Consider the following 16,362-nt stretch of genomic DNA (forward strand, 5'->3'; position numbering starts at 1 on the left):
ATCACGCGCGCGGCACGGGCTCCAGCTTCCAGCCTCCGGCACGGTCGAGCGTCAGCGTGCGGTCGTGGAAGGCCAGCAACGCCTCGCGGTGGCCCACGCTCACCAGCATCGCCTGAGGCAGCTCGCTGCGCAGCAGGCTGTACAGGCTGTGCTCCAGGCCGCCGTCGGTGGCCGAGGTCGCCTCGTCGAGGAAGACCACCGCCGGCTTGTTGACCAGCGCACGGCCGAAGGCCAGGCGCTGCTGCTCGCCGCCCGAGAGCACTTGCGACCAGTCCTGCTCCAGGTCGAGCTGGTCGGCCAGCTGGCCGAGCTGCACCTTGTTCAGCACATCGCGTGCGGTGGCGTCGTCGATCGTCTCGGCCGGGTAGGCCAGCGCCGCGCGCAGCGTACCCAGCGGCAAATACGGCTTTTGCGACAGGAACAGGCTCGCGTCGCCGATGGGCCGTTCGGCCTGCCCCGCCGAGAACGGCCACAGGCCGGCCAGCGTGCGCAGCAGGGTCGTCTTGCCCGAGCCCGACGGCCCACGGATCAGCAGCGACTGGCCGGGGGCGAGTTCAAGGTCCACCTCGCGCACCAGCACCTGCCCGTCGGGGCGGCTGACCGTGAGCTTGCGCAAGAGCACGGCCTTCGCGTTGGGCTTCACGTCGGGCAGCGCCAGGGCCGCTGAGCCTGCGATGTTTTGCTCAAAGCCACTCAGGCGCTCGAGGATCGCGCGGTAGCCGGCGAACTGGTCGTACGACTCGCGGAAGAACGACAGCGCGTCCTGCACCTGGCCGAAGGCCTGGCCGGTCTGCATCACGTCGCCCAGCTTGATCTGCCCGGCAAACAGGCGCGGGGCCTGGATGAGGAACGGGAAGACCACCGCGACCTGGCTGATCGACAGGTTGTAGCCATCGAGCTTGAGGGTCCGAAAGAGCGTGTCCCACGCATTGCCGATGACGGCGCGGTAGCCGGTGTCGAGGTTGCGGTGCTCGACCTTTTCGCCCCGGTACAGGGCCACGCTCTCGCCGTATTCGCGCACGCGGATGAGCAGGTAGCGGTAGGTCGCATTGACGCGCTCGTTGATGAAGTTCAGCGCAATCAATGGGCGACCGATCCACACCGCAAACACGGTGGCGGTCAGCACATAGAAATAGACGAGAAACACCATCGCGCGCGGCACCTCGGTGCCGGCCACGGTCATGGGGGCCGACAGGCCCCAGAGGATGCCGGTGAACTCGTACATCGACACCACCGCGCTCACCAGGCCGAGCGCCAGGGCCAGCGTGTTGGTGGACATCACGGTCACGTCCTGCTGGATCCGCTGCTCGGGGTTGTCCACCGGCGGTTCGGCAAAGCGGCCCAGGTAGTAGGCCCGGTTGCCCAGCCACTCGCCCACCAGCTTGTTGTTGACCCACACCCGCCAGTGGATGGAGAACGCGCTGCGCACATACGCGTTGAACAACGCCCGCGCGACGTGGATGGTGGCCAGCATCGCAAACAGGCCCATGTGGAACCAGAACCCCGGCGCGTCCAGCGCCTGCAGCGCGTTGTAGAAGCCACGGTACCAGTGCGAGAACAAGACGTTGAGGCGCACCGCCCCCAGCGTGATCAGCAGCATCAGCGCCACGCCCAGCATCGGCTTCCAGCTGCGCTTGATCGAGAAGTAGGCGCCGTTCAGCGCCCAGAACTGCCGCCCCCAGACCGTGAAGCGCGCCAGCAGCGCCATCACGACGAAGAAGACGACCACGGTGATGCCGAATGCCTTGCCCAGCCAGATGGCGCTGTTCAGGACCTCTTGGCTCCAGTCGATTGCACCTTGCATGAAAAGAGTCCCCGTTGGGTGGATCGCGTCAAAGCCGCGAAGGGTAAGCGAGCGGCCATGAAAAAGGGAGCCCGTGGGCTCCCTGATTCACATCGCGTGCCAGCGTGGCAGCGCTGGCGCGGTGCGGGTCACTTCGACTGCGCCTTGGCGTAGGCGGCGAGGCCGTTGGTGATTTCTTTCTTGGCGGCCTCGGGGCCTTCCCAACCCTTGACCTTGACCCACTTGCCGGCTTCGAGGTCTTTGTAGTGCTCGAAGAAGTGCTGGATGGCCTTCAAACGCATCTGGTTGATGTCTTCGGGCTTTTGCCAGTGCGAGTAGATCGGCAGGATCTTGTCGATGGGCACGGCCAGCAGCTTGGCGTCGCCACCGGCTTCGTCGTCCATCTGCAGCACGCCGATGGGGCGGCAGGTCACGACCACGCCCGGCGTCAGGGCAAAGGGGGTGATGACGAGCACATCGACCGGGTCGCCGTCGTCGGCCAGCGTCTGCGGCACGTAGCCGTAGTTGCACGGGTAGTGCATGGCGGTGGTCATGAAGCGATCCACGAAGAGCGCGCCGCTGTCCTTGTCCACCTCGTACTTGATCGGGTCGGCATTCATCGGGATCTCGATGATCACGTTGAACTGTTCAGGCGCCTTGGCGCCAGGGGTCACGTTGTGAAGGCTCATGGTTGTCTCAAGAAAAGTTCGAGGAATGGACGGACGCGGGAAAACCCGGATTCTAGCCAGCGCATCTTGCGATTTCCTTGCGTGCAAGCCCGGTGCAACCACTGGAAAACACTGGGGTTGCTGCATTGCTTTGGCAGGGGGCTTTCCGTACATTGGTCCGCAACCCGTCCACCCCCTGCTTGCAGGGGTGGGTCGATAGAGACGGGGCTCAGGCAACGCCGAAGAAGTCCCTTCCCGAGAGGCGCCGCATGCGTGCCCGCCTGGCTGGAACTTGCTCAGCGTTGCTCCTGCGACGCTGTTTGTTCCTGTCAACGAACGAGGAAGGAGAGCCCCCGATGTCGATCCAAGTGGCGCTGTACTTTGCGCTGGCCTGCGGCGTGGCCGCAGTTCTGTACGGCTTCGTCCAACGAAGCTGGATCCTCAGCCAGGACGCGGGCAACCCGCGCATGCAAGAGATCGCTGCGGCGATCCAGCAGGGCGCGGCGGCCTACCTGGCGCGGCAATACAAGACCATCGGGATCGTGGGCGTGGTGCTCGCGGTGCTCATCGGCGTCTTTCTCGACCTCGTCACCGCTGGCGGCTTCGTGCTCGGCGCGGTGCTCTCGGGCGCGTGTGGCTTCATCGGCATGAACGTGTCGGTCAAGGCCAACGTGCGCACCGCGCAGGCTGCCACGCAGGGCATGGCCCCGGCACTGGCGGTGGCCTTCAAGGGCGGCGCGATCACCGGCATGCTGGTGGTCGGCCTGGGCCTTTTGGGCGTGGCGATCTTCTTCATGGTGCTCACCGGCAACGGCAGCACGACCACCAACCTGTCGGGCACGCTCAAGCCGCTGCTGGGCTTTGCGTTCGGCGCATCGCTCATCTCGATCTTCGCGCGGCTGGGCGGCGGCATCTTCACCAAGGGCGCCGACGTGGGTGCCGACCTGGTGGGCAAGGTCGAAGCGGGCATCCCCGAAGACGACCCGCGCAACCCGGCCGTGATTGCCGACAACGTGGGCGACAACGTCGGCGACTGCGCCGGCATGGCGGCCGACCTGTTCGAGACCTACGCCGTCACGCTGATCGCCACCATGGCGCTCGGCGCGCTGGTGGTGCCCACGGCCACGATGGCCGCCGTGGTGTACCCGCTGGTGCTGGGCGGCTTCTCGATCATCGCGTCCATCATCGGCTGCTCGGTCGTGAAGGCCACCCCGGGCATGAAGAACGTGATGCCCGCGCTGTACAAGGGCCTGGTCGTCGCGGGCGTCATCTCGCTGGTCGGCTTCTTCTTCATCACCAAGTACGCGATGCCCGACGACGCGCTTGGCGCCGGCACGCAGATGCGCCTGTTCGGCGCCTGCGCCGTGGGGCTGGTGCTGACCGCCGCGATGGTGTGGATCACCGAGTACTACACCGGCACCAACTACAAGCCGGTGCAGCACGTGGCCCAGGCCTCGACCACCGGCCATGGCACCAACATCATTGCGGGGCTGGGCGTGTCGATGCGCTCGACGGCCTGGCCGGTGCTCTTCGTGTGCATCGCCATCCTGGTCGCCTTCTGGCTGGCGGGCCTGTACGGCATCGCCATCGCGGCCACCTCGATGCTGAGCATGGCCGGCATCGTGGTCGCACTCGACGCCTACGGCCCCATCACCGACAACGCCGGCGGCATTGCCGAGATGGCCGAGCTGCCCTCGTCGGTGCGCGACATCACCGACCCGCTCGACGCGGTGGGCAACACCACCAAGGCCGTGACCAAGGGCTACGCGATCGGCTCGGCCGGGCTGGCCGCGCTGGTGCTGTTCGCCGACTACACGCACGCGCTCGAAGCGCGCGGCATGACGGTGAGCTTCGACCTGTCGAACCACATGGTGATCGTGGGCCTGTTCATCGGCGGGCTGATCCCCTACCTCTTCGGCGCGATGGCGATGGAGGCCGTGGGCCGCGCCGCGGGGGCTGTGGTCGAAGAGGTGCGCCGGCAGTTCCGCGACATCAAGGGGATCATGGACGGCAGCGGCAAGCCCGAGTACGGCCGCGCGGTGGACATGCTCACCACCGCCGCCATCAAAGAGATGATCATCCCCAGCCTGCTGCCGGTGGTCGTGCCCATCCTCGTGGGCCTGCTGCTCGGGCCGGCCGCCTTGGGCGGGTTGCTGATGGGCACCATCGTCACCGGCCTGTTCGTGGCCATCAGCATGTGCACCGGCGGCGGCGCCTGGGACAACGCCAAGAAGTACATCGAAGACGGCCACCACGGCGGCAAGGGGTCCGAGGCGCACAAGGCGGCCGTCACCGGCGACACGGTCGGCGACCCCTACAAGGACACCGCCGGCCCCGCCGTCAACCCGCTCATCAAGATCATCAACATCGTGGCGCTGCTGATCGTGCCGCTGCTGCCGATGGGCAGCGCACCAGTGGCCGCGCCGCATGGGGCGACGCCGCCGGCGGTCACCGCCCCGGCGGCCAGCACCCCGGCCGCGCCGATGGCTCCCGCGTCGAACTGAGCTGGCTTTGCAACAGCCTCCCCACGGGGCCTTCGGGCCCCGTTTTCTTTGCTGGGCGGCGAGTCCTCGCCCGCGCCCTGGCCGGGCGTGGTGAATCTGCGCGTGGTACACCTTTGGCCCTGTGCTCGCTGCTCGCTGCAAGTCCACCACCATGAACACGCCCGACCTCCCGAAACGTCCCCCCGTCGTTCTTGCCCCGGGCGCCGGCCGCGCCTACCCCATGGGCCGAATCCACGCCGTCTTCAAGGCCGACGAGGCCGAGACCGACTCGAAGTACTCGGTGTCGGAATGGTGGCTGGAGCCGCACACGCAAGGCCCCGGCGCGCACGCCCACCCCGAGGACGACCTGTTCTACGTGCTCGAAGGCACGATGAGCATCCTCGTCGGCGAGCGCTGGGTGGACGCCCCTCGCGGCAGCTTCGTGCTGATCCCGGGCGGCCTGACACACGACTTCGAAAACCGCGGCGCGGTGCGCGCCGGGGTGCTCAACTTCTCGACGCCTGGGGTTTTCGAGCCCGCGATGCCCGGCATTGCGGAGTGGTTCGCCGAGCACCCGCCGGGCGATGCCGGCCGCTGACGCGCGCCCATGACCTGCGTACCGCAGCATTCGCAAAACGAATAAGGTAAGGCGCTATCCATCGTTTGCGGTGAAGAGGTGCTTCGGAATACTCCGCGTCTTTCGATCCTCGCCCTGTGATGAAGGGCCTGCCCCCTGCGCGCCGCCCACCTGAGACCCGATGAACTTTCAACAACTGCGCTCCGTGCGCGAAGCCGTTCGCTGCAAATTCAACCTCACCGAGGTGGCCCGCGTGCTGCACACCTCGCAGCCTGGCGTGAGCCGGCAGATCCGCGAGCTCGAAGAAGAACTCGGCGTGGACCTGTTCGTGCGCGCCGGCAAGCGGCTGACTGCCCTCACCGAGGTGGGCGAAGTCATCGTGCCCATCGTCGAGAAGATGCTCCACGACGCGGAGAACCTGCGCCGCGCCGGTGAAGAGTTCAGCCAGCAGGCCTCGGGCCGCCTGTCGATCGCAGCCACGCACTCGCAGGCGCGCTACGCGCTGCCCGGTGCGGTGCGCGACTTTCGCCAGCGCTACCCCGAGGTCACGCTCAACCTGCACCAGGGCTCGCCCAAGCAGGTGGCCGAGATGCTGCTGTCGGGCGAGGCCGACATCGGCATCGCCACCGAAGCGCTCAGCCAGTACGACCACCTCGTCGCCCTGCCCTGCTACCGCTGGACGCACAGCGTCGTCGTGCCGCCCGGGCATGCCCTGCTCGATGGCGAATCGCTCACCCTGGAGCGCTTGGCGCAGTTTCCGGTCATCACCTACGGCGCCGGCTACACCGGCCGCATGCACATCGACGAAGCCTTCAGCAAGGCCGGCATCGAGTTCAACCTCGTGCTGACCGCCATGGACGCCGACGTGGTGAAGACCTACGTCGAACTCGGCCTGGGTGTGGGCATCGTGGCCTCGATCGCCTTCGACGACGAGCGCGACCGCAACCTGCGCGCCATCGACGCCGGGCACCTGTTCGAGGTCAACCTCACCAAGCTCGCGGTGCGGCGCGGGGCGTTTCTGCGCAGCTACGCCTACGACTTCATCGAGACCTTTGCGTCGCCACTGACGCGCGAGGTGGTGACGCAGGCCCTGGCCGGCGCACCCGGCGAACGGCTCGCCGACTGACCTGGGCCACCCCGGCGCCGCTCAGGCGCGCGGGCGCAAAGGGCAGTCGGTCGGCGACTCGTCCAGGCGGCGCTGCAACTCGGCGCGCAACTGGCCGAGGCCCAACGAAGGCCTCGGTCAGATCATCGCGGCCGGGTCCACCAGTTCGGTGGAAGCGAGCTTCTCGCCCGCCACGAAACGCGTCACTCGGCGCGGGCGCAGAAAGACCTGGCTGCCTGTCTGCAGACCCAGACGGTCGCGCAGCGCCGTGTACTCGGTGCGAGGCATCTCGACATCGACATAGCTGCCGTCGTCGGGCCGCTTGAACTCGATGCGCGTCTGCGGGCCGACCGTCAGCGCCTGCGACAGCGTGACGGCCAGTGCGCCTTCTTGCGCGGTCTCGACGATCTCGAGTTCGTGCGGGCGCACGTAGCTCACCTCCGACGCGTCGGCGCCGCCGGGGGCGTGGCCGAAGCGGCCGTGGAACAGGTTCACGTCGCCGAGGAACTGCAGCACGAACGGCGTCGCCGGGCGGTCGTACACCTCGTCGGGCGGGCCGTCTTGTTCGATGCGGCCCTGGTTCATCACCACCACGCGGTCGGCGACCTCCATCGCTTCGTCCTGGTCGTGGGTGACGAACACGCTGGTGACATGCACCTCGTCATGCAGGCGGCGCAGCCAGCGGCGCAGCTCTTTACGCACCTTGGCGTCGAGCGCGCCGAAGGGCTCGTCGAGCAGCAGCACCTTGGGCTCGACGGCGAGCGCACGGGCAAGCGCGATGCGCTGGCGCTGGCCACCCGAGAGCTGGTGCGGGTAGCGGTCGGCGATCCAGTCGAGCTGCACGAGCTTGAGCAGCTCCATCACCTTCTCGCGGATCTTCGCGTCGCTCGGCCGCGTGGCGCGCGGGCGCACGCGCAGGCCGAAGGCCACGTTCTCGAAGATGCTCATGTGGCCGAACAGCGCGTAATGCTGGAACACGAAGCCCACGTTGCGGTCGCGCACGTCGTGGTGGGTGGCGTCTTCGCCATGGAAGAGCACCGAGCCTGAGTCGGGCGATTCGAGCCCCGCGATGATGCGCAGCAGCGAGGTCTTGCCCGAGCCCGACGGGCCCAGCAGCGCGACCAGCTCACCCGATGGGATGTCGAGGTTCAGGTTGTCGCAAACGACGGTCTTGCCGAAGCGCTTGTTGAGGTTGCGGATTTCAATGCTCATTCTTCAACCCCTTCGGAGGCCTGTTTGATCTCGCGGCGCACGCGGCGCTCGACGATGTACTTCAGCACCAGCGTCACGAGCGCCAGGCCCGCGAGCAGCGAGGCCACCGCGAAAGCGGCCGCGAACTGGTATTCGTTGTAAAGAATCTCGATGTGCAGCGGCATGGTGTTGGTCATGCCGCGGATGTGGCCCGAGACCACCGACACCGCGCCGAACTCGCCCATCGCCCGCGCGTTGCACAAGATCACGCCGTACAGCAGCGCCCATTTCACGTTGGGCAGCGTCACGCGCCAGAACATCTGCCAGCCCGACGCACCCAGCACGCGGGCGGCTTCTTCCTGCTCTTGCCCCTGCGCCTGCATCAACGGAATCAACTCACGCGCCACGAACGGGAAGGTCACGAACACCGTGGCCAGCACGATGCCCGGCAGCGCGAAGATCACCTTGATGTTGTTGGGCAGCCATTCGCTGAAGCCCACCACCAGCGCGCCCAGCCACGACCACGACAAGCCTTCACCCCAGGCCGCGACGATGGCCTGGATGTCGTGGTCGCGCAGCCATTCGCCGAACCAGCCCTGCAGGCCGAAGATCAGCACGTAAATCAGGCCGGCGATCACCGGTGACACCGAGAACGGCAGGTCGATCAGCGTGAGCAGCACGTTCTTGCCGCGGAAGTCGAACTTGGCGATGCACCAAGCCGCCGCCACGCCAAACACCAGGTTGAGTGGCACCGAGATGGCCGCGGCGATCAGCGTGAGCTTGATGGCCGAGAGTGCATCGGGCTCGGTGATCGCAGCGAGGTAGACATCGACGCCCTTCTTGAAGGCCTCGACGAACACCGACACCAGCGGCACGAAGAGAAACAAGGTCAGGAAGGTCAGCGCCACGCCGATCAACAGCACCCGCACCCAGGTCGGCTCGGCCGTGGCGGCCAAGGCGCTCTTGCGGGCTCGGGGGGCGGCGCCGGGCGATGCGGCCGACGTGGGCAGGGTCGCAGCAGTCGTCGTCATGGTCAACGGCCCTGGCGCTTGCGCGTCCAGGCTTGCAAGAGGTTGATGGCCAGCAGCATCACGAAGGCCGCCACGAGCATGACGACGGCGATCGCCGTGGCGCCGGTGTAGTCGTACTGTTCGAGCTTGGTGATGATCAAGAGCGGTGTGATCTCGCTGACCATGGGCATGTTGCCGGCGATGAAGATCACCGAGCCGTACTCACCCAAGGCGCGCGCGAAAGCGAGCGCGAAGCCCGTCAGCAAAGCCGGCGTGAGGATCGGGAAGATCACCCGCGTGAAGGTCTGCCAGCGGCTTGCGCCCAGCGTGGCGGCGGCTTCTTCGAGCTCTTTGTGCAGGTCTTCGAGCACCGGCTGCAGCGTGCGCACGACGAAGGGCAGGCCGATGAAGGTGAGCGCGACGAACACGCCGATGGGCGTGAACGACACCTTCAGGTCGATGGGGCTGTGCACCGTGAAGAGCTCGTGGCCGCGGAACGTGAATGCGATGTCGCGCGGCGTGAGCCATTGGCCGATCCAGCCGTTGGCCGAGTACAGCGCCGTGAGCGCGATGCCGGCCACGGCCGTGGGCAGCGCGAAAGGCAGGTCCACCAGCGCATCGACCAGACGCTTGAACGGGAACTCGTAGCGCACCAGCACCCAAGCGACGATCAGTCCGAAGAAGGCGTTGACCACGGCCGCGAAGAACGAGGCGCCAAAGGTCAGCCGGTACGAGGCCATCACGCGCGGCGACGAGACCGCGTCCCAGAAGGCTGGCCAGGTCATCGTGAAGGTCTTGAGAAAGGCCGCCGACAGCGGGATGAGAACGATGAAGCTCAGGTACAGCAGCGTGAAGCCGAGCGCAAGATCGAAGCCCGGCAGCACGCTGTGCCGCTTCAGCAGGGCACGCGAGAAGATCATGATGTCAAGGACGCTTCAGTCGCGTCACTTCTTCTGGATGGCGAGGAGGATCTGGTCGTAGGTGGCGCCGTCGTCGAAGTGCTCTTTCTGGGCCTTGCTCCAGCCGCCGAAGGCTTCGTCGATGGTGAAGGTGTTGACCTTCGGAAAGTCTTTCGCGTACTTGGCGAGGATGGCCGCGGAGCGCGGGCGCATCTGGTGCTTGGCGGCGATCTCTTGCGCTTCGTCCGACCACAGGTGCTTGAGGTAGGCCTCGGCCTGGCGGCGGGTGCCCTTCTTGTCGGCCACCTTGTCGATCACCGCGACCGGGTTCTCGGCCAGGATGCTCCACTTCGGGTAGACCACGTCGAAGTTGTCGCCGAACTCTTGCTTGATCAGGTTGATCTCGCTCTCGAAGGTGGCGAGCGCGTCACCGATGTTGCGTTGCGCGAAGGTGGTGGTCGCCGCACGGCCGCCGCCGTCGAACACCGGCACGTTGGCGAAGATCTTCTGCAGCAGCTCACGCGCCTTGGCGGGCGTCGCGCCGCCCTTCACGGCCGCGCCCCAGGCGGCCACGTAGGTGTAGCGGCCGTTGCCGGTGATCTTGGGGTTGGGGATGACCACGCTGACGCCGGGCTTGGCGAGGTCGGCCCAGTCCTTGATGCCCTTGGGGTTGCCCTTGCGCACGAGGATGATCGTGGTGCTGGTGGTGGGCGCGCTGTTGTTCGGCAGGCGCTTGGCCCAGTCGGCCGGCAGCAGCTTGCCGCGTTCGGCGATGGCGTCGATATCGCTCGACTGGTTCATCGTGACCACATCGGCCTGCAGGCCGTCGATCACCGAGCGCGCCTGCTTGCTCGACCCGCCGTGCGACTGGTTGACCACGAGGTCTTCTTTGGTGGTCACCTTCCAGTGGCGGATGAACGCGGCGTTGTAGTCCTTGTAGAACTCGCGCGAGACGTCATAGCTCACGTTGAGCAACGTGGTCTGCGCCCAGGTCGGCGCGCCGACGCACAGCAGCGCCGCGCTGATGGCCAGTTGCTTCAGGGTGAGGCGGCGTGAGAGGCGGGCGGGGGATGAGAGGGCCATGACGTGCTCGGAAACGAACGAAGGGAGGGCGATCGTAGGCGGGCGCTCTTCATCGCAAAACCATGGATTTCGATTTTGCTTATTCGCAAAGTGGATTAAGGGCGTCTCGGGGCACGAGCACCTCCTGGGACGCCACTGTCGCCTGACTTCTGCCGGGCCTACTTGCGGCTGTAGATCTGGTCGAACACGCCACCGTCCGAGAAGTGCGTCTTCTGTGCCTTGGTCCAGCCGCCAAAGGTCTCGTCGAGGGTGAAGAGGCTGACCTTCGGGAAGTTCTTGGCGTACTTGGCAGCGACCTTGGGGTCGGTCGGGCGGTAGTAGTTCTTCGCGGCGATCTCCTGGCCCTCGGTCGAGTAAAGGTAGTCGAGGTAGGCGGTGGCCACGGCACGGGTGCCGCGCTTGTCCACCACCTTGTCCACCACGGTCACCGGCGGCTCGGCCAGGATGCTGCTCGGCGGATAGACGATGTCGAACTTGCCTTCGCCGAATTCCTTGATGGCCAAGTGGGCCTCGTTCTCCCAGGCCAGCAGCACGTCACCGATGTTGCGCTCGGCGAAGGTCACCGTCGAACCCCGGGCGCCCGAGTCGAGCACCGGCACGTTGTTGAAGAGCTTGGTGATGTAGTCCCGGGCCTTGGCGTCGTTGCCCCCGGGCTGCTTGAGCGCCCAGCCATAGGCAGCGAGGTAGCCCCAGCGCGCGCCGCCCGAGGTCTTGGGGTTGGCGGTGATGACGCTCACGCCCGGTTTGACGAGGTCGCCCCAGTCTTTGATGCCCTTGGGGTTGCCCTGTCGCACGAGGAAGATGTACGTCGAGGTGTATGGCGAGCTGTTGTGCTTCAGGCGCTTTTGCCAGTCGGGGGGCAGCAGCTTGGCCTTGTTGGCGATCTCGTCGATGTCGTAGGCCAGCGCGAGCGTGACCACGTCGGACTCGATGCCATCGATCACCGAGCGGGCCTGCTTGCCCGAGCCGCCGTGGGACTGCTTGACGATGACGTTGTCGCCAGTCTTGGCCTTCCAGTGCTTGGCGAAAGCGGCGTTGTATTCGGTGTACAGCTCGCGCGTCGGGTCGTACGAGACGTTGAGCAGGGTCACGTCCTTGGCCCAGGCGGTGGCGCCGGTGGCAAGGGCAGAAGCGACCACGGTGGTGGTGGCGGCACGGCGCAGGGCACGCAGGGACATTGAGATTTCCTTCGGGATGAGAGAAGCGATGCGCCGGATGCTAGGCAGCGCAGGCTCTCTCAAGAACGAAGGAATCGGCCGATGCTTATGCGCAAAACGCGGATGGCCGCGCCGCGGAGTGGGTCAAGCCGGGGTCATTGCACGCCCGACATGTCGGGCAGGCGGTGGGCGATGCCCTTGTGACAGTCGATGCAGGTCTTTTCGCCCGAGGCCAGGAAGGTCGAATGTGCATCGGAGGCACGCTTGCTCTGGCGCGTGAAGTCCATGTACTCGAACTGGTGGCAGTTGCGGCATTCGAGCGAGTCGTTGGCCTTCATGCGCTTCCACTCGTGTTCGGCCAGGGTGCGGCGCATGGCGGCGAACTTCTCGGGCGTGTCGATGGTGCCGAAGATCTTGCCCCAGACTTCTTTCGAGGCCTGCATCTTGCGCGCCATCTTGTCGGTCCACTCGTGCGGCACGTGGCAGTCCGAGCACTTGGCGCGCACCCCGCTGCGGTTGGTGAAGTGGATGGTGCCCTGCAATTCGACGTAGACGTTCTCGCGCATCTCGTGGCAGCCGATGCAAAACTTCTCGGTGTTGGTGGCTTCGAGCGCGGTGTTGAAGCCGCCCCAGAACAAGACCCCCGCCACGAAGGCGACGATGGTCAGGAAGCCGAGGCTGAAGTAGGCGCTGGGTCGCCACAGCACCACCCAGTAGCGTCGAACGAGCGAAGGCAGCTTCATGGTGCGACGGCCTCAGCGCTTGCGGTTGGCGGCACTGGCGGCCGGGGCGTAGAGCAAGGTGTCCACGTCGATGAAGCGGTTCTCGATCAAGGGCTTCACCTCGGCCTGCGGCACGTGGCACTGCAGGCAGAAGTAGCGGCGCGGCGACAGCTCGGCCAGGAAGTTGCCGTCCCGGTCCATGAAGTGCGTGACGCTGATCATCGGGGCCTGGCTCTCTTGCGTGCGCGAGCGCGAGTGGCAGAACATGCAGCGGTTGGCGTTCTTGTCGAGCTGGTAGCCGTCGATCTTGTGCGGCACCACCGGCGGCTGCATCGCGTAGTTGCGGGCGCGGCGGATGTCGCTGTTGTCGGTGTTGGCCATCGGCGGCGGCTTGGTCGTCGTGGTGATCGGCGCGCCACGCATGCGGTCGGTCGTGTCCACCGCCATCACGGGGGCGGCCAGCAAGGCCGCGCTGGCCAGCAGCAGTCTGAGGGTGGGCTTCATCCGGGCTCCCTTCGTTGGACACGCACTCACACCTTGCGCAGCGCGACCGCGCACTTCTTGAAGTCGGTCTGCAACGAGATCGGGCAGGTGGCGTCGAGCGTCACCTTGTTGATGAGCTGGCTGGCGTCGAACCAAGGCACGAACACCAGGCCGCGTGGCGGTTTGTTGCGCCCGCGCGTTTCGACACGCGACTGCATCGAGCCGCGCCGCGAGGCGATCTCGATGGTGTCGCCACGCCGCAGGTTGAGGGCCTTGGCGTCTTCGGGGTGCAGGTAGCACACCGCGTTCGGAAAGGCCCGGTACAGCTCGGGCACGCGCCGCGTCATCGAGCCCGAGTGCCAGTGTTCGAGCACGCGGCCCGTGCACAGCCAGAACGGAAACTCTTTGTCGGGCTCTTCGGCCGCGGGCTCGTAGGGCAAGGCGTAGATGACGGCCTTGCCGTCGGGGTGGCCGTAGAAGCGCACGCCCTCGCCTTTCTTGACATAGGGGTCGTAGCCCTCGCGGTAGCGCCACAGCGTTTCTTTGCCGTTGACCACCGGCCAGCGCAAGCCGCGCTCGCGGTGGTAGGTGTCGAACGGCGCCAGGTCGTGGCCATGGCCGCGCCCGAACTGTGCGTACTCTTCGAACAGGCCCTTCTGCACATAGAAGCCGTTCGCCTTGGCCTCTTCGTTGTCGTAGGCCGGGTCGAGCTGCTGCAGTGGGAAGGCATCGACCGCGCCGTTGCGAAAGAGCATCTGGTAGAGCGTCTTGCCACGGTATTCGGGCTTCTGGTCGAGCAGCTCTTTGGGCCACACCTCTTCCATCTTGAAGCGCTTCGAAAACTCCATCAGCTGCCACAGGTCCGAGTGCGACTGTCCCGGCGCCTTGACGAGCTGGTGCCAGAACTGCGTGCGCCGCTCGGCGTTGCCGTAGGCGCCCTCTTTCTCGACCCACATCGCGGTCGGCAAGATCAGGTCGGCCGCCATGGTGGTGACGGTCGGGTACGCGTCAGACACGACGATGAAGTTCTGCGGGTTGCGGTAGCCCGGCAGCGCCTCTTGCAGGATGTTGGGCGCGGCCTGCATGTTGTTGTTGACCATCACCCAGTACGCGTTCAGCTTGCCGTCTTTCAGCATGCGGTTCTGCAGCACCGCGTGGTAGCCCGGCTTGTCGGGAATGGTCCCCGGCGGCAGCTTCCAGATGCGCTCGGCCTCGGCGCGGTGCTTGGGGTTGGTCACCACCATGTCGGCGGGCAGTCGGTGCGAGAACGTACCCACCTCGCGCGCGGTGCCGCAGGCCGAGGGCTGGCCGGTCAGCGAAAACGGGCTGTTGCCCGGCTCTGAAATCTTGCCCGTCAGCAGGTGGATGTTGTAGAGCAGGTTGCTGCACCAGGTGCCGCGCGTGTGCTGGTTGAAGCCCATGGTGAAGAACGATGTCACCTTCACCTTCGGGTCGGCGTACATCTGGGCCAGGCGTTCGAGCCGGTCTTTGGGCACGCCAGTGAGCTTGGACACCGAATCGACGTCGTAGCTGCTCACGAACTTGGCGAACTCTTCGAAGCTGGCCGGCCGGCTGCCGCCCACGTCGCCCGCGTTCTTGGCGCGCTTTTGCAGCGGGTGCTCAGGGCGCAGGCCGTAGCCGATGTCGGCGTTGCCGACGACGAAGCGCGTGTGCTTGTCGATGAACTCGCGGTTCACGCGCTTGTTGCGGATGATGTAGTTGGCGATGTAGTTGAGGGTGGCCAGGTCGGTCTGCGGCTTGAAGGTCATCGCCAGGTCGGCCAGGTCGTAGCAGCGGTGTTCGTACACCGACAGCACGGCCACCTTCACGTGCGGCGCCGAGAGCTTGCGGTCGGTCAGGCGCGTCCACAAGATCGGGTGCATCTCGGCCATGTTCGAGCCCCACAGCACGAAGGCATCGGCCTTTTCGATGTCGTCGTAGCAGCCCATGGGCTCGTCCATGCCGAAGGTGCGCATGAAGCCCGCCACGGCCGAGGCCATGCAGTGGCGCGCGTTGGGGTCGATGTTGTTCGAGCGGAAGCCGGCCTTGAAGAGCTTGGCCGCGGCGTAGCCTTCCCAGATCGTCCACTGGCCCGAGCCGAACATGCCCACCGAGGTGGGCCCCTTGTCGCGCAAGGCTTTCTTGAACTGTTCGGCCATCACGTCGAAGGCGCGGTCCCACGACACGGGCTCGAACTCGCCGTTCTTGTCGTACTGGCCATTCTTCTGGCGCAACAACGGCTGGGTCAGCCGGTCTTCGCCGTACATGATTTTCGAGAGGAAGTAGCCCTTGACGCAGTTGATGCCGCGGTTGACCTCGGCGTTGATGTCGCCGTGCGTGGCGACCACGCGGCCTTCTTTCACGGCCACGTTGACGCCGCAGCCCACACCGCAGAAGCGGCACGGCGCCTTCGACCATTGCAGTTGCGTCTTGGTCGCGTCGGTAACGACGTTGGCGGCATCGGCCACGGCGGGCAGGCCGGCCGCAGCCGCCGTGGCCGAGGCGGCGCTGTTACGGATGAACTCGCGGCGGGTGGTCACGATGGCATCTCCTGTTGCAGGGCGGCTTCGGGCTCGGCGTGCTGGTAGACCAGCGCCACGTTCAGGACGCCGGGCAAGTCGCGCAGCGCATCGACGCCACGCACGACCTCGCGGCCCGACGGGGCTTCGAGCACGACGACGATGCGCCCGTCAGGCGCGAACTGTTGAATCTCGGCGATGGGCAGCGACGCGATGGCGGTGATGACGCCGGTCAGCTTGTCGGGCCGGGCCTGCACCAGCACGCCGGCGATGTGCACTTCGCCGGGCACGTCGGCCAGCTTGGGGGCGAGGCGGTCGGTCCTCATCCGGGCAGGTCCCCGGTGACGAGCTGGTACATCCACACGAGGAAGCCCCAGCCACCGACGACCATCACGGCCAGCAAGGGGGCGAGCACGACGGTCAGGAAGAGGAAGGTTCGCAACTCCTCTTGTCGGGTCGATGCCGCTTCGGGCTCACGGGGTTCACTGGCCACGCGCGTCTCCTCCGTTGCGACGTTCCGGCAGGCGGACCAGCGTGAGCGCCGATCCCACCAATGCACCGAAACCGGGCGTTCAGTGTGCTCAGCAATGCACCGAGGCGTCAAGCCGGCATCCCGCTCGCGCAGCAAGGGATTGCGCAGAGGCGGCATCGGTGCAGTTCGATCATGCGATGGCACCGCTGC

General features: G+C 66.3%; 15 protein-coding genes. 3 read left to right on the plus strand and 12 right to left on the minus strand.

Features of this window, described 5'->3' with window-relative positions; genetic code table 11:
* Position 1: 1 nt before the first annotated feature.
* Together AC1KAT_RS15530 and ppa are read right to left on the minus strand one after the other, a co-directional pair.
* Positions 2-1,804 (minus strand): ABC transporter ATP-binding protein/permease, encoded by a 1,803-nt coding sequence (locus AC1KAT_RS15530; protein ID WP_480327514.1) that lies wholly within the window; start codon positions 1,802-1,804, stop codon positions 2-4.
* Positions 1,805-1,932: 128 nt separating this feature from the next.
* The gene (gene ppa / locus AC1KAT_RS15535; RefSeq protein WP_480327516.1) at positions 1,933-2,472 is read right to left on the minus strand and encodes an inorganic diphosphatase; all 540 of its coding nucleotides are present in this window, start codon (positions 2,470-2,472) and stop codon (positions 1,933-1,935) included.
* 335 nt (positions 2,473-2,807) lie between these two features.
* Between ppa and AC1KAT_RS15540 the strand changes: the two genes are divergently transcribed.
* The 3 genes from AC1KAT_RS15540 (at position 2,808) to AC1KAT_RS15550 (ending at position 6,637) form a co-directional block, all read left to right on the plus strand.
* Positions 2,808-4,955, plus strand: coding sequence for a sodium-translocating pyrophosphatase (locus AC1KAT_RS15540; protein ID WP_480327518.1), 2,148 nt, complete (start codon positions 2,808-2,810; stop codon positions 4,953-4,955).
* Between the two features lie 151 nt (positions 4,956-5,106).
* The gene (locus tag AC1KAT_RS15545; protein WP_480327520.1) at positions 5,107-5,532 is read left to right on the plus strand and encodes a cupin domain-containing protein; all 426 of its coding nucleotides are present in this window, start codon (positions 5,107-5,109) and stop codon (positions 5,530-5,532) included.
* Between the two features lie 160 nt (positions 5,533-5,692).
* Positions 5,693-6,637 (plus strand): CysB family HTH-type transcriptional regulator, encoded by a 945-nt coding sequence (locus AC1KAT_RS15550; protein WP_480327522.1) that lies wholly within the window; start codon positions 5,693-5,695, stop codon positions 6,635-6,637.
* Positions 6,638-6,754: 117 nt separating this feature from the next.
* Here AC1KAT_RS15550 and AC1KAT_RS15555 read toward each other — a convergent pair whose 3' ends face one another.
* The 10 genes from AC1KAT_RS15555 to AC1KAT_RS15600 all read right to left on the minus strand — a co-directional run bounded on the left by AC1KAT_RS15555 (position 6,755) and on the right by AC1KAT_RS15600 (position 16,173).
* Positions 6,755-7,828: a sulfate/molybdate ABC transporter ATP-binding protein gene (locus AC1KAT_RS15555; protein ID WP_480327524.1), complete on the minus strand. Its 1,074-nt coding sequence runs from the start codon at positions 7,826-7,828 to the stop codon at positions 6,755-6,757.
* A complete protein-coding gene (locus AC1KAT_RS15560; RefSeq protein WP_480327526.1) occupies positions 7,825-8,838 on the minus strand; it encodes a sulfate ABC transporter permease in 1,014 nt (337 codons plus the stop codon). The genes AC1KAT_RS15555 and AC1KAT_RS15560 overlap by 4 nt, the downstream gene beginning before the upstream one ends.
* Before the next feature lie 2 nt (positions 8,839-8,840).
* Entirely contained in the window at positions 8,841-9,737 is an 897-nt protein-coding gene (gene cysT / locus AC1KAT_RS15565) for a sulfate ABC transporter permease subunit CysT (protein ID WP_480327528.1), read from the minus strand.
* A 24-nt stretch (positions 9,738-9,761) separates the two neighbouring features.
* On the minus strand, positions 9,762-10,799 hold the full coding sequence (locus AC1KAT_RS15570) for a sulfate ABC transporter substrate-binding protein (RefSeq protein WP_480327530.1): 1,038 nt from the start codon (positions 10,797-10,799) through the stop codon (positions 9,762-9,764).
* 158 nt (positions 10,800-10,957) lie between these two features.
* A complete protein-coding gene (locus tag AC1KAT_RS15575) occupies positions 10,958-11,977 on the minus strand; it encodes a sulfate ABC transporter substrate-binding protein (RefSeq protein ID WP_480327531.1) in 1,020 nt (339 codons plus the stop codon).
* Between the two features lie 134 nt (positions 11,978-12,111).
* Positions 12,112-12,699: a cytochrome c3 family protein gene (locus AC1KAT_RS15580; RefSeq protein WP_480327533.1), complete on the minus strand. Its 588-nt coding sequence runs from the start codon at positions 12,697-12,699 to the stop codon at positions 12,112-12,114.
* Between the two features lie 12 nt (positions 12,700-12,711).
* Positions 12,712-13,182, minus strand: a complete 471-nt coding sequence (locus AC1KAT_RS15585) for a nitrate reductase cytochrome c-type subunit (protein ID WP_480327535.1) — start codon at positions 13,180-13,182, stop codon at positions 12,712-12,714.
* Positions 13,183-13,208: 26 nt separating this feature from the next.
* Positions 13,209-15,704: a periplasmic nitrate reductase subunit alpha gene (gene napA / locus AC1KAT_RS15590; RefSeq protein ID WP_480327791.1), complete on the minus strand. Its 2,496-nt coding sequence runs from the start codon at positions 15,702-15,704 to the stop codon at positions 13,209-13,211.
* Positions 15,698-16,006, minus strand: coding sequence for a chaperone NapD (locus AC1KAT_RS15595; protein ID WP_480327536.1), 309 nt, complete (start codon positions 16,004-16,006; stop codon positions 15,698-15,700). The genes napA and AC1KAT_RS15595 overlap by 7 nt, the downstream gene beginning before the upstream one ends.
* Positions 16,003-16,173 (minus strand): periplasmic nitrate reductase, NapE protein, encoded by a 171-nt coding sequence (locus AC1KAT_RS15600; RefSeq protein ID WP_480327538.1) that lies wholly within the window; start codon positions 16,171-16,173, stop codon positions 16,003-16,005. Before AC1KAT_RS15600 ends, AC1KAT_RS15595 begins: the two co-directional genes overlap by 4 nt.
* Positions 16,174-16,362 lie beyond the last annotated feature (189 nt).

The sequence above is a fragment of the Piscinibacter sp. PDB5-1 genome (genome assembly GCF_056676035.1).

Coding starts and splice junctions, on each gene's coding strand:
- AC1KAT_RS15530 (WP_480327514.1), bottom strand. CDS start 1,804: ATGCAAGGTGCAATCGACTGGAGCCAAGAGGTCCTGAACAGCGCCATC.
- ppa (WP_480327516.1), bottom strand. CDS start 2,472: ATGAGCCTTCACAACGTGACCCCTGGCGCCAAGGCGCCTGAACAGTTC.
- AC1KAT_RS15540 (WP_480327518.1), top strand. CDS start 2,808: ATGTCGATCCAAGTGGCGCTGTACTTTGCGCTGGCCTGCGGCGTGGCC.
- AC1KAT_RS15545 (WP_480327520.1), top strand. CDS start 5,107: ATGAACACGCCCGACCTCCCGAAACGTCCCCCCGTCGTTCTTGCCCCG.
- AC1KAT_RS15550 (WP_480327522.1), top strand. CDS start 5,693: ATGAACTTTCAACAACTGCGCTCCGTGCGCGAAGCCGTTCGCTGCAAA.
- AC1KAT_RS15555 (WP_480327524.1), bottom strand. CDS start 7,828: ATGAGCATTGAAATCCGCAACCTCAACAAGCGCTTCGGCAAGACCGTC.
- AC1KAT_RS15560 (WP_480327526.1), bottom strand. CDS start 8,838: ATGACGACGACTGCTGCGACCCTGCCCACGTCGGCCGCATCGCCCGGC.
- cysT (WP_480327528.1), bottom strand. CDS start 9,737: ATGATCTTCTCGCGTGCCCTGCTGAAGCGGCACAGCGTGCTGCCGGGC.
- AC1KAT_RS15570 (WP_480327530.1), bottom strand. CDS start 10,799: ATGGCCCTCTCATCCCCCGCCCGCCTCTCACGCCGCCTCACCCTGAAG.
- AC1KAT_RS15575 (WP_480327531.1), bottom strand. CDS start 11,977: ATGTCCCTGCGTGCCCTGCGCCGTGCCGCCACCACCACCGTGGTCGCT.
- AC1KAT_RS15580 (WP_480327533.1), bottom strand. CDS start 12,699: ATGAAGCTGCCTTCGCTCGTTCGACGCTACTGGGTGGTGCTGTGGCGA.
- AC1KAT_RS15585 (WP_480327535.1), bottom strand. CDS start 13,182: ATGAAGCCCACCCTCAGACTGCTGCTGGCCAGCGCGGCCTTGCTGGCC.
- AC1KAT_RS15595 (WP_480327536.1), bottom strand. CDS start 16,006: ATGAGGACCGACCGCCTCGCCCCCAAGCTGGCCGACGTGCCCGGCGAA.